The 12,277-nt window shown below is 66.7% G+C and carries 10 protein-coding genes; 6 read left to right on the forward strand and 4 right to left on the reverse strand.

Translation table 11 applies throughout. The annotated features are described in order from the left end of the window. Positions 1-72 precede the first annotated feature (72 nt). Positions 73-759, forward strand: a complete 687-nt coding sequence (locus EF888_RS03105; RefSeq protein ID WP_109757402.1) for a rhomboid family intramembrane serine protease — start codon at positions 73-75, stop codon at positions 757-759. Here the strand turns inward: EF888_RS03105 and murJ are convergent. From murJ to EF888_RS03120, 3 genes are read right to left on the reverse strand one after another with little or no spacing between them, the layout of a single operon-like run. Beyond that, positions 750-2,333, reverse strand: coding sequence for a murein biosynthesis integral membrane protein MurJ (gene murJ, locus EF888_RS03110; RefSeq protein ID WP_109757403.1), 1,584 nt, complete (start codon positions 2,331-2,333; stop codon positions 750-752). The two genes, EF888_RS03105 and murJ, sit on opposite strands and share 10 nt — an antisense overlap. A 10-nt stretch (positions 2,334-2,343) precedes the next feature. Continuing rightward, positions 2,344-5,157 carry a [protein-PII] uridylyltransferase gene (locus EF888_RS03115; RefSeq protein ID WP_109757404.1) on the reverse strand — a complete coding sequence of 938 codons (2,814 nt, stop codon included), beginning with the start codon at positions 5,155-5,157 and terminating at the stop codon, positions 2,344-2,346. Then, on the reverse strand, positions 5,117-6,292 hold the full coding sequence (locus tag EF888_RS03120) for a penicillin-binding protein activator (RefSeq protein ID WP_109757405.1): 1,176 nt from the start codon (positions 6,290-6,292) through the stop codon (positions 5,117-5,119). The genes EF888_RS03115 and EF888_RS03120 overlap by 41 nt, the downstream gene beginning before the upstream one ends. 79 nt (positions 6,293-6,371) lie before the next feature. Here EF888_RS03120 and rsmI point away from each other — a divergent pair, with 79 nt between their 5' ends. From rsmI to EF888_RS03140, 4 genes are all read left to right on the forward strand, one after another. After that, a complete protein-coding gene (rsmI, locus tag EF888_RS03125) occupies positions 6,372-7,232 on the forward strand; it encodes a 16S rRNA (cytidine(1402)-2'-O)-methyltransferase (protein WP_164721559.1) in 861 nt (286 codons plus the stop codon). A gap of 35 nt (positions 7,233-7,267) precedes the next feature. After that, entirely contained in the window at positions 7,268-7,660 is a 393-nt protein-coding gene (locus EF888_RS03130) for a YraN family protein (protein WP_109757407.1), read from the forward strand. Positions 7,661-7,729: 69 nt separating this feature from the next. Further along, entirely contained in the window at positions 7,730-8,668 is a 939-nt protein-coding gene (gshB, locus tag EF888_RS03135) for a glutathione synthase (protein WP_109757408.1), read from the forward strand. Between the two features lie 108 nt (positions 8,669-8,776). After that, complete coding sequence (locus tag EF888_RS03140) at positions 8,777-9,574, forward strand: alpha/beta hydrolase (protein ID WP_164721560.1); 798 nt, start codon at positions 8,777-8,779, stop codon at positions 9,572-9,574. On the opposite strand, the gene EF888_RS03145 is transcribed toward EF888_RS03140, so the two are convergent. Then, a complete protein-coding gene (locus EF888_RS03145; RefSeq protein WP_109757410.1) occupies positions 9,543-11,054 on the reverse strand; it encodes a YifB family Mg chelatase-like AAA ATPase in 1,512 nt (503 codons plus the stop codon). The two genes, EF888_RS03140 and EF888_RS03145, sit on opposite strands and share 32 nt — an antisense overlap. 209 nt (positions 11,055-11,263) lie before the next feature. On the opposite strand from EF888_RS03145, the gene EF888_RS03150 reads away from it, so the two are divergent. Then, entirely contained in the window at positions 11,264-12,136 is an 873-nt protein-coding gene (locus tag EF888_RS03150) for an RNA polymerase factor sigma-32 (protein ID WP_109757411.1), read from the forward strand. The last annotated feature ends 141 nt before the right edge of the window (positions 12,137-12,277 follow it).

Here is a 12,277-nt window from a genome sequence, read left to right on the forward strand (position 1 = left end):
TCTTCACGTCCGCGCGGCTTACCCACGGGGGGAGGGGCCGTCAAGGAAGCCCCGGAGGCGGACGAGGCGGCGATGCAGGACGAAGATTTCTCACAACCTCTGATGAATGCCCTGCCGCCCGCGGTGGTGGCCCTGGCGCTGGCCATCTTTTCGGCTGAGGCGCTGATGTTCCTGGGCGGTCGCGGTCTTGTCGGCGGGCCGGACGCCATCGGCTGGCGCGCGGAGGCGATCCAGGACTGGTCGGTCTTTCCGCCGCTCCTGGACTGGCTCATGGAAACCGGGCGCTGGACGTCGCCCGAGATGCTGCGCTTTGTGGCCTATCCCTTCGTCCATGGCTCGTTCACGCACGCGATCTTCGTGATCGTCTTCCTCCTCGCGCTCGGCAAGCTGGTGGGAGAGGTCTTCGGCAACCTGGCGGTCCTCGTCGTGTTCTTCGCCTCGGCCATCGTGGGCGCGCTGTTCTATTCCCTGACCGGCGAGGCCCGCCCGCTCGTCGGAGGTTACCCGGCAGTCTACGGTCTGATCGGCGCCTACACCTTCCTTCTGTGGGTCGGGTACGGAGCCAGGGGAGAGAACCAGTATCGCGCCTTCTCCCTGATCGGCTTCCTGCTCGGGCTCCAGTTGATCTTCGGAGTGATCTACGACGTCGGGCTCGACTGGATCGCCGAACTGGCGGGGTTCGGCACCGGGCTTCTGGTCACGCCCTTCCTGTCGCCTGGAGCCTTCGCGCGGATGTTCGCGCGTCTGCGTCAGCGCTGACGGCGGAAGGCGGACTTGAGTTCGGCGAGTGAGAACGCGCCAAGGCCCACGGCCGCAGCCGCATAGACCAGCGCACCTCCGACACAGAGAAGGATGAGGCCCACGGCCTTGGATACCCCCCGTCCGGTGGTCATCGGCGTCAAGGCCGCGTCTAGTCCCCAGAGCGCCACGCCCATCACGAGCGCCGCAACGACGATGCGACCGAAGCGCGCCTTGGCTTTCGCGTCGAAGCGCGCCGCGTCGCCCATGTCTCGCGCCCCGTGCCAGAGAAGAAGCAGCATTGCCCATCCCGCGAGCGTAGTGCCGAGAGCGGCTGCAAGGTAGCCGATGACCGGCACGAGGCCCACGGCGACGCCGGCGTTCACGACTAAGGCGACGAGGGCGTAGTAGAAGGGCCGACGCGTGTCCTCGCGGGCGAAATAGAGGGGTTGCAGCACCTTCTGGAGAACGAAAGCGGGCAAGCCCAGTCCGTAGACGGCGCAGATCAGAGCGGTGGCCTGGGTGTCCGCCGCATCGAAAGCCCCACGCTCGAACAGGACGCGGACGAGGACGCCGGGTATTGCGACCAACGCGACGGCAGCGGGGACCGCCAGCGCCAGCGACATCTCGGCCGCGCGCGACAGGGCGTGGCTTCCGCCCTCGGTGTCGCCAGCCTGGAGGCGGCGCGACAGGTCGGGAAGAAGGACGATGCCGATGGCGATGCCGACGACGCCGAGCGGAAGCTGGTACAGCCGGTCGGCGTAGGACAGCCAGGCGATGGCGCCGTCGAAGAAGCTGGCGACCTGCCGTCCGACGAGGAGGTTCACCTGCACCACGCCACCCGCGAGCATGGCCGGTCCGGCAATGAGGGCGAGACGCTTGAGGTCGGGCGTCCACACGGGCCGCTTGGGCCTCAGATCGAAGCCGGCGCGGCGGACGGCGATCCAGACCATCGCCATCTGCGCGATGCCGGCGATGATGACCCCGAAGGCGAGGAGCGTGCCGTGGGTCGCACCCGCCTCGGCTGCGTCGATGACGCTGAAGTCCGCGAAGACGTGCTCGGCCGCCAAAAGGCTTCCGATCAGGATGATGTTGAGCAGCACGGGCGCGGCGGCGGCCGCGACGAACCGGCCCGACGCATTCAGGATGCCCGAGAGGAGGGCGGCGAGAGAAATGAAGAGGATGTAGGGAAAGACGATGCGGCCAAGGGTGACGGCGATCGGCAGCCGTTCGTCGCCCGCGAAGCCCGACGCCATGGCGAGAACGAGCCAGGGCATGAAGATGGTGGCGAGGATCGTCAGGACGACGAGGACAGTCGCCAGTCCCGAGAAGGCATCGCGTGCGAAACCCTCGGCATCGGTGCCAGCCTCTAGCTTCTTCGAGAAGAGGGGCACGAATGCCATGTTGAACGCGCCCTCGGCGAAGAAGCGGCGAAACATGTTCGGAAGCGCGAAGGCGACGAGGAACGCCTCGGCCACCGGCCCGGTGCCAAGCCATGCCGCGATCAGGATGTCGCGTGCGAAGCCGAGGACCCGAGAGGCGAGGGTCCATGCGCCGACGGTCATCACGCCAGAAACGAGACGAATGGCGCTCACACCGCCTCGCTCATTCCGCACGCGCCCTTGCGGCGCCGGCTTCGATGGCCTCGCGGAGGCGCTTTTCCAGCGACTTCTGCTTCGACTGGGTGTGATACTTCAAGCCGAACATGTCCTTGACGTAGAAGGTATCCACGACCTGCTCGCCATAGGTCGCGATGACGGCCGAGGCGATATAGACGTTGGCCTCGGCCATTGTCCGGGTGAGATCGTAAAGCAGACCGGGGCGGTCGCGGGTGTCGACCTCGATGATCGTATAGATCTCGGATCCGTCGTTATCGAAGGTGATGGACGTCGGCACGCGGAAGGCGCGTTCGCGTTTCTTGATCCGGTCCTTGTCGGCCAGCGACTTGCGCGGCAGGACCTCGCCGTGAAGCGTTTTCTGGATCATGCCCCTGAGACGCGGCAGGCGAACGGACTCGTAGGGGTGCCCGTCAGTGTCCTGAATCCAGAATACGGCGGTCGCATAGCCGTCGGACGAGGTGTAGGTGCGCGCATCGACGACGTTCGCCCCGACGAGAGCAAGCGCTCCGGCCAGTCGCGAGAAGATGCCGGGATGGTCGGCCAGGGCAAAGCAGACCCGCGTCGCGTCGCGGTCCTCGTCCTGGTTCACGTCGATCCGGATCTGGTGATCCTCGATCCCGTCGAGAAGCCGCGCGAAGACGACGTGCGTCTCGCCGGGAAGGCCTTGCCAATAGGGTCCATAGTGCCGCGACGTCTCGTGCCGCAGGGCCTTCGCCTCCCAGGTCGAAAGGGCGGCCCGCAGGGCCTTCTTGGCTTCGGCTTCCGCGCTTTCCCGGTTCACCGCCTCGAGTCCGTGCTCGAGGGCGGTCGAGGTCTGCCGGTAGAGGTCGCGCAGAAGCTGGGCCTTCCAATTGTTCCAGACGCCCGGACCCACGCCGCGGATGTCGCAGACGGTCAGCACGGTCAGAAGGTCGAGGCCCTTCTTCGTCTTCACCGCCTTCGCGAAGTCACGCACCGTGCGGGGTTCTGACAGGTCGCGCTTCTGCGCCATGTCCGACATAAGGAGGTGATAGCGCACGAGCCATTCCACCTGCTCGGCCTCCTCCTTCTTCAGCCCGAGCCTTGGCGCCACTTTTCGCGCGATCTGCGCACCGAGCACCGAATGATCCTCGTCCCGTCCCTTGCCTGTGTCGTGGAGGAAAAGCGCGACGTAGAGAACCTTGCGGTTCACGCCTTCCTTCAGGATGCGGCTGGCGATCGGCAGTTCTTCCAGGAGCTCGCCCCGCTCGATCTGGGCGAGGGTCGAGATGCATTGGATGGTGTGCTCGTCCACCGTGTAGTGGTGGTACATGTTGAATTGCATCATCGCCACGACGGGCGCGAATTCGGGGATGAAAGCCCCGAGAACGCCAAGCTCGTTCATGCGTCGAAGCGAGCGCTCCGGGTTCCCGTGCTTCAGAAGCAGGTCCATAAAAATCGCGTTGGCTTCGGGCCAGGCGCGCATTTCGTCGTCGATGAGGTGCAGGTTCGCCCGCACCAGGCGCATCGCGTCCGGGTGGATCAGGTAGCCCGTCCGCAACGCTTCTTCGAACAGACGCAGAAGGTTGAGCTTGTCGGCCAGGAAGGCCCGGTCGTCCGCTATCGCGAGACGGTTGTGCTTGAGAGCATAACCGGGCTTCAGCGCCCGCTTGCGACGGAAGAGCGAGGTGAAGGACGGCGCGGTCCTGACATGCTGTGCTTCGAGCGCCGTCAGGAAGATGCGCGTCAGTTCCCCCACTTCGGTCGCATGGCGGAAGTAGTCCTGCATGAAGTGCTCGACCGCCCGCCTCCCGCCCTTGTCCTCGTAGCCCATGCGGTCCGCCACCTCGACCTGCATGTCGAAGGCAAGCTGGTCGACTGCGCGGCCCGCGATGAGGTGCAGGTGGCAGCGCACGGCCATCAGGAAGGTCTCGGCCGCGAGGAAGCGCTGGTATTCCTCGTGGGTGAAGAGGCCCGGCCGGACGAGTTCGGCGGCGTCCTGCACGCCGTGGATGTACTTGCCGATCCAGAACAGGGTCTGGAGGTCGCGCAGACCGCCCTTTCCCTCCTTCACGTTCGGCTCGACCATATAGCGCTGGCCGCCCTGCTTCTGGTGCCGTGCGGCCCTTTCGACAAGCTTGGCCTCGACGAATTCCGATGCGGTGTTCCGAAAGAGATCCGAGCGGAGCTTGCGGTCGAATTCGGCGGCGAGGCTGGTGTCGCCTATGATGTAGCGATGTTCCAAAAGCGCGGTGCGGATGGTGAAATCCTCGCGTCCGAGCCTCACGCAGTCCTTGATGCTGCGCGTCGCATGCCCGACCTTCAGGTGCAGGTCCCAGAAGATGTAGAGCATGCTCTCGATCAGGCTCTCGGCCCAGGGCGTGACCTTCCAGGGCATCACGAACAGAAGATCGACGTCCGAGAAGGGCGCCATCTCGCCCCGCCCGTAGCCTCCGACCGCAAGAAGCGCGAGGCGCTCGCCCTCGGTCGGGTTGGGGTTCGGATGCAGCCAGGCTTCGGCCGCGCGGAACACGGTCTGGACCACGCCGTCGGTCAGGTAGCAGTAGGCGCGCGTGGCCGGGCGGGACTGGAGCGGATGAGCCGCAAGCGCGGCGGCGATGGCCTCGCGTCCGGTGCTGATCCGGTCGCGCAGGACGGACACTGCCGCTGCGCGCACCTCCTTGGCCGAGCCTCCATGCGACTCGGTGCGTATGGCTTCGAACGCCGCCTCGCCATCGAAGATGGCGGCGGGTGTCAGGCCGATCCGGTCGAACCCGTGCGGGTCCGGAGCGTCCGCAGGCCTAGAAGCCGGCGCCGCCAAAGCTTCTGGGGGCGGGGTCAATCACGATCACCTGATTGTTCTGGATTTGCGCGACCGCGAGGCCCCGTTCGTTCGTGCCGTCGCCAAGGAACCTGAAGGGACCGTAGACGCCCGCAAATCCCGCGCCCTGCGTCAGGGCCGACCCCGTGAGAGCGTCCGACCGTCCCTGCGCCAGAAGTGCGCCGATCGCCGCCAAGCCGTCGTAGGCGAGGCCGGCCACGGGGTTCGGCTGAGAGCCATAGGCGGCGGCGTAGCGCGAGTTGAACTGCTGGACGAGCGCCGGCGAAGGCGTCGCGAACCACGCGCCCTGCAGGCCCTTCAGCGAGAGCGCGCTGGACGGCACGTCGAGGCGCTGGAGGCCGATGAGCTGCGCCGAGGCTGCGTCCATGCCGTTCTCGGGCAGAAGCTCCGCAAGGAATGGCAGGGCGCCGGAGTTCCCGGACGTGAGGAAGACCGAGTTCGCGCCCGACGAGCGGTACTGGGAGGCGATGGATGGGATGGTGTCGATGACGCCCTGTTGCGACAGCGGGAAGGACGCCACGCCCGCGATGCGCGCCCCGCTTGCCGAAGCGGCGCGGCGGATGGCGTCGGCGCCCTGCACTTCGGCCGGGTCCTGCGCATGCACGACGAAGATCGAGCCCTTGCCCTGGCGCGCGGCATGGCTGACCAACCGGTCCGCCGTATTCTGGAAGGTCGTGCCGAGGATGTAGACGTTGCCCCCCGCAATCGTGGCGTTGTTCGAGAAACTCAGGACGTTGATGCCTCTCGACGCCGCGACCTGACCTGCGGCATTTGCCGCCTCGGCGAAGAGGGGGCCGAGGAAGATCTGCGCGCCGTCGTCCAGCGCTTGCCTGGCAGCCGCAGCCGCGCCCGCGGGCGTGCCGGCCGTGTCATAGACCTTGAGGTCGATGTCGACGCGGTCGCCCAGATCCTGAACGGCAAGCCTGGCCGCGTTTTCCAGCGACTGCGCCACGGCCGCGCCATTCGGCGACGACTTGGGAATCAGCAGCGCCACCGGGACGGCACGCGTGTTGTTGAGGATCGGACCGCCGCCGCCACCAGACATGTTGACGTCGCAGGCGGACAGAACTGCAAGCGCGGCGAAGGCGCCGAGCGCGGCCAGAACCTTGCGGCGGAGCGTCAAAAGGGCGACCATCGGCTTTCTCTCCTCGGGCGGATACAGGACGGCGCGACCCTATGCAAAACCCAGGGCCAAGTAAATCGCGGGCAAGGCGGTGAGTGCGGGTGACGGGCGGGCCGTCCTTGCGCCGGGTCTCTACTTCGTCGCGACCCCCCTTGGCAATGCGCGTGACATCACCCTGCGGGCGCTGGACATCCTGCGCGACGCCGACGTGCTTGCCGCCGAGGATACGCGGACCCTTCGCCACCTGATGGAGATCCACGGCATCCCGCTTGGCGGGCGGCGGATCGTCGCCTACCACGATCACAACGGTCCCGAAGCGCGACCGAGGCTCCTGGCCTTTCTTCGGGAGGGCCGCTCTGTCGCCTACGCCTCCGAGGCGGGAACGCCACTGGTCGCCGATCCGGGATTCGTGCTTGCGCGCGCCGCCATCGCGGAAGGTCTGCCCGTTACGACGGCGCCGGGCCCTTCAGCGGTGGTGGCGGCCTTGACCATCGCGGGCCTGCCGTCGGATCGTTTCACCTTCGCGGGGTTTCCGCCGAACGCCGCCGGACCCCGTCGCCGATTCCTTGCGGAATTGGCGGAGGCGCCGGGGACGCTCGTCCTCTACGAAAGCCCCAAGCGCGTCGCCGCGACCCTTGCGGCCGCGGTAGAGGTGCTGGGCGGCAGCCGGCCGGCCGCGCTCTGCCGCGAGATCACTAAGAAGTTCGAGGAGACGCGGCGCGGAACGCTCGAGAGCCTGGCGGAAGGTGCCGTGGCCGACCCGCCGCGAGGCGAGATCGTGCTCTGCATCGGAGAGGGAACGAACGAGGCGTCAGAGCAGGAGCTTGCGGACGCCCTGAAGGAAGCGCTGGCATCGAAGCCTCTGAAAGAGGCGGCGCGCGAGGTGGCAGATCGTTTCGGCGTGTCGCGGCGCGATCTCTACCAGATGGGTCTCGGGTTCAACTCGAATTAGCGGGGCGTTAAGCCCTTGCGCGCCAGGGTGCACGCATGTCGACCGAAATCCTTCCCCCCGCGCTTGATGCACGACGCCAGACCGGGCGCGCCAGCTATGAGGACGGGGTTGCCGCCGAAGACGGCGTCGCGCGGCACTACGAAGGGCTGGGGGCCCGGGTTGTCGCCCGACGGTGGAGGGGTCCGGGTGGCGAGATCGACCTCGTCTGCGTGCAGGGCGTCGACATCGTCTTCGTCGAGGTCAAGAAGGCGGAGACGCATGACGAAGCCGCAATGCGTCTTTCTGGGACCCAGCTCGCCCGCATCTGCGCATCGGCCGAAGCCTGGCTCGCCGACCATGACAGCGGCCTTGCCTGCGCTCGCGTCGATCTTGCGCTTGTCGATGGTGCTGGCCGGATCGCCGTGATCGAAAACGTCTCCCTGGTCTGATCGATCAATCCCCGATTGCCCTTCGTCACGTCCTGCGCGAAAACAGCCGCGCACCAAGGGGGACACGCCATGAAGGTCGCCATCCAGATGGACCCGATCGGCTCGATCAACATCGACGCCGATTCCACGTTCCGTCTTGCCGAGGAAGCTCAGTCGCGGGGGGCGGACCTGTTCTATTACCATCCCGACAAGCTTGCGTGGAACGAAGGCCGTGTGACCGCGCGCGGCTGGCCCCTGACGGTCCGTCGGGAGAAGGGAAACCACTTCACTCTCGGCCAGGACGCGACGGTCGACCTTGCAACGTTCGACGTGGTCTGGCTGCGCCAGGACCCGCCTTTCGACATGGGGTACATCACGACGACCCACATCCTGGAACGGATCGGAGGCCGGACGCTGGTCGTGAACGATCCTTTCTGGGTGCGGAATTTCCCCGAGAAGCTCCTCGTCCTTCAGTTTCCCGATCTGACCCCGCCCACGATGATCGCCCGCGACCTCGATGCGATCCGTGCCTTCCGCAAGGCGCACGGCGATATCATCCTGAAGCCGCTCTACGGCAACGGCGGCGCGGGCGTCTTCCGTATGACGCCCGATGATCGCAACCTCGTCTCGCTGCACGAGCTTTTCGCGAGCATGACCCGCGAACCCCTGATCGCGCAGAAGTTCATTCCCGATGTGTCGAACGGCGACAAGCGTATCATCCTGGTGGACGGTGAACCCATCGGCGCCATCAACCGCGTCCCGCCCGAGGGAGAGACGCGGTCGAACCTCCATGTCGGCGGAACGGCGGTGAAGGTGGGGCTGACTGCGCGGGACCAGGAGATCTGCGCCGAAATCGGGCCGCTCCTGCGGGAAAAGGGGCAGGTCTTCGTCGGCATCGACGTCATCGGCGACTACCTGACCGAGATCAACGTGACCTCGCCCACGGGCCTTCAGGAACTGGAGCGGTTCGACGGGATAAATGCCGCCGGGGCGATCTGGGATGCGATCGACGCCCGCCTCGCAGGATGACGCGCGGCGCATAAGCCTGCGGCTCGCGATCCTGAATCGTGTGTTGCGGCGGGTCGTGCTCTCCTGGATCGCACACGGACCCCCGAGGCGGCGGGGCGCGACCTCGAGTTGGCCTGTCGCATCTTCCTGCACGGCCCGCGTCACGACGAGCGCAAGATCGACCTCGGTGGCGTGCCCGCCCTGGAGATCCTCCCAAGGCGAGTGACCGGCGAGGGTGTCATCCTCTTTCTTCACGGCGGGGGCTATGTGGCCGGCAGCCCCCGCACGCATCGGGCGATGATGGCGCGTCTCGCGGACCTCAGCGGGCGGCGTGTCCTGATGCCGGACTACCGTCTCGCGCCCGAGCATCGTTTTCCGGCGGCCTTCGATGATGCGCTGCGCGCGGCACGCGCTCTCAGCGGCACGCCCTGGGTCATCGGCGGCGATAGCGCGGGCGGCGGCCTCGCCCTCGCCGTGCGCGCTGCCCTCGACCCCGACGACGCGCCGCGTGGCGCGTTCGCCTTTTCACCCTGGACGGATCTCACACTGACGGGGCAGTCGCTCGGTGCAAACGCGGAGCGGGACTGTCTACTTCCGGCCGACCGGGCGGGCGAGCTTGTCAACCTGGTGCTGGCGGACGCCGACCCCTCGGACCCTCGGGTATCGCCCCTCTTCGCGCAGGCGGGCCTTGGGACGCCTGTGCTCCTTCAGGTCAGCGATACCGAGATTCTGCGTGACGACACGATGCGCCTGGCCGACCGTCTGCGCGAGGCGGGGACGGACGTGACGGTTGAGACATGGCCGGACGCGCCGCATGTCTGGCAGATGCTCGATGGCTGGGTGCCGGAAGCGCGCGAGGCGCTGCGGCACGTCGCGGCCTTCGTCGAGACCCGGCTCAGCCTGCCGCGCTCGGGATCCGGAAGCTGATCGCCTCGGCCACGTGAGGTTTGCGGACGTCGTCGCTGCCGTCGAGGTCCGCGATGGTCCGGGCGACGCGGATCACGCGATGATAGCCCCGCGCCGAAAGGCCCACCCGCTCGGCCGCCGTCAGCAGGAGGGCGCGCCCCTCGGCGTCGGGTGTCGCGACAGCTTCGAGCAGCGTTCCCTCGGCATCGGCGTTGACGGTGACCTCGGGATGATCCGCGAAGCGCCGGGCCTGGGCCGTCCGTGCCGCGGCGACCCGGCGCGCGATCGCGGCCGAAGGCTCGCCGTCGGCGGGCAGGTCGAGATCCTGGAACGACACGGGCGGTACATCGACCCTGAGATCGAAACGGTCCATCAGCGGCCCCGAGATCCGTCCCATGTAATCCTCGCCACAGTTCGGCGCGCGGTTGCAGGCACGGGCGGCGTCCGCGAGGTGACCGCACTTGCACGGGTTCGCCGCGGCGATCAGCAGGAAGCGGCAAGGGTATCGCACATGCGCGTTGGCGCGGGCGACCACGACGTCGCCTGTTTCGATCGGCTGGCGCAGCGTTTCGAGCACGCCTCGGGTATACTCCGGGAACTCATCCATGAAGAGGACGCCGTTGTGGGCGAGGCTGATCTCCCCCGGCTTGGCGCCCTTTCCACCGCCGACGATGGCTGCCATCGACGCGGTGTGGTGCGGCGCGCGGAAGGGCCGGCGTCGCGAGATGCCGCCGTCCTCGATCAGCCCTGCAAGTGAATGCACCATGGAGGTCTGGAGCGCCTCTTCGGGGCTGAGATCGGGCAGGATGCCGGGGAGACGCGCCGCGAGCATCGACTTGCCGGAGCCGGGCGGTCCGACGAGCAGCATGTGGTGGCGCCCGGCGGCGGCGATTTCCAGGGCACGCTTCGCCCGCTCCTGCCCCTTCACCTCCGAGAGGTCGCGACCGGAGTGATGCGCCGAGACTTCGCCGGGCACGCTGATGTCGATCGGTCGCGCGCCCGTCAGGTGCTGAATGGCCGCGCCCAGATCGCGCGGCGCCACAACAGGCGTATCGCCGACCCAGGCCGCCTCGGCACCCGAAGCCTCGGGGCAGAGCAGGCTGCGCCCGGCTTCCGCCGCCGCAAGCGCCGCGGGAAGTGCCCCCGCCACGGGGACCAGCATCCCGTCGAGCGATAACTCTCCAAGTGACACCAGCCCCTCTACCGCGTCGGGAGGCAGGATCCCGATGGCGGCCAGAAGAGCGAGCGCAATGGGAAGATCGAAATGCGACCCTTCTTTCGGCAAGTCGGCCGGCGAGAGGTTTATGGTGATCCGCCTGGGCGGAAGCGCGATCGAGAGCGTGTTGAGAGCAGCGCGCACGCGCTCCTTCGCCTCGCTGACGGCCTTGTCGGGCAGACCGACCAGCGAGAAATGCGGAACCCCTGGCGACAGGGCGCATTGAACCTGCACCAGCCGGGCGTCGATGCCTTCGAAGGCGACGGTGTAGGTTTGGGCGATCATGCTGTCCCGACCGGTTTCGCCCGATTTGTCGGCGCTCGCCGTTAAGGCTGGATTAACGCTGATGCGCCTCGAGGAGCTTGGTCGGTCGGAACGGCCAGAAACTCCGCCTTTGGTCGTAGATCCACGGGAAGATGGAACCGATGCCGCCGCGGCGAATTGATCCGACTGAAAGCCGGTGTCGTAACGAGAAGGCAATCAGGGAGAGCGCCATGGATACAACGATAGACCAGTCGCTGTCGCGCAAGGCCATGAAGGCCGAGCTTCTCGATGCCGAAACCGAGCTTCGTCTCGCATACGCCTGGCGCGATGAACACGACGTGGAAGCCCTTCACCGCCTCATCAACGCCTACATGCGGCTTGCCATTTCGATGGCCGCGAAGTTTCGCCGCTATGGCGCTCCGATGAACGATCTCATTCAGGAGGCGGGCCTTGGTCTGATGAAGGCGGCCGAGAAGTTCGATCCCGACCGCGGCGTGCGCTTTTCGACCTATGCCGTGTGGTGGATCAAGGCGTCGATTCAGGACTACGTGATGCGCAACTGGTCGATGGTTCGCACCGGATCGACCTCGTCGCAGAAGTCCCTTTTCTTCAACATGCGCCGCGTTCAGGCCCGCATCGAGCGTGAGGCGGCAGGTCGCGGAGACCTGCCCGACCGCCACCGGATGCGGGAAATGATCGCCAAGGAAGTTGGCGTCCCGCTCCACGATGTCGAAATGATGGAAGGGCGCCTTTCTGGTTCCGATTTCTCGCTCAACGCGACCCAGTCCGCAGACGACGAAGGTCGCGAGTGGATCGAGACCTTGGAGGATGAAACCGCCCGCCAGTCCGAGACGGTCGAACAGACGCGCGATATCCAGACATTGCGGAGTTGGCTCGTCCAGGCACTTTCCGCGCTGAACGATCGCGAGCGCTTTATCGTTCGCGAGCGGAAGCTTCGCGAGGATCCCCGCACCCTCGAAAGCCTCGGCGCCGAGCTTGGATTGTCAAAAGAGCGTGTCCGCCAGCTCGAGGCTGCAGCCTTCGCGAAGATGCGCAAGAACCTCGAATCCCAATCGCGCGAAGTCTACGGATTTCTCGTCTGATCCCGGCTACGTCCCTCGTATCCCCCCTCGGCCGGCTTACGCCGGCCATTTTTTTGCGACCTGCACCAGGCATGTCCCGGACTGCCCAGCATCTTGCCCCGGCGGATGCGTCCCCCTAACACTGTGTGCGGAAAGGCGGAC

The sequence above is a fragment of the Silicimonas algicola genome (assembly GCF_003970735.1).
Lineage (GTDB): Bacteria > Pseudomonadota > Alphaproteobacteria > Rhodobacterales > Rhodobacteraceae > Silicimonas > Silicimonas algicola.

Coding starts and splice junctions, on each gene's coding strand:
- gshB (WP_109757408.1), top strand. CDS start 7,730: ATGAAGGTCGCCATCCAGATGGACCCGATCGGCTCGATCAACATCGAC.
- EF888_RS03150 (WP_109757411.1), top strand. CDS start 11,264: ATGGATACAACGATAGACCAGTCGCTGTCGCGCAAGGCCATGAAGGCC.
- EF888_RS03105 (WP_109757402.1), top strand. CDS start 73: ATGCAGGACGAAGATTTCTCACAACCTCTGATGAATGCCCTGCCGCCC.
- EF888_RS03120 (WP_109757405.1), bottom strand. CDS start 6,292: ATGGTCGCCCTTTTGACGCTCCGCCGCAAGGTTCTGGCCGCGCTCGGC.
- EF888_RS03145 (WP_109757410.1), bottom strand. CDS start 11,054: ATGATCGCCCAAACCTACACCGTCGCCTTCGAAGGCATCGACGCCCGG.
- EF888_RS03130 (WP_109757407.1), top strand. CDS start 7,268: ATGTCGACCGAAATCCTTCCCCCCGCGCTTGATGCACGACGCCAGACC.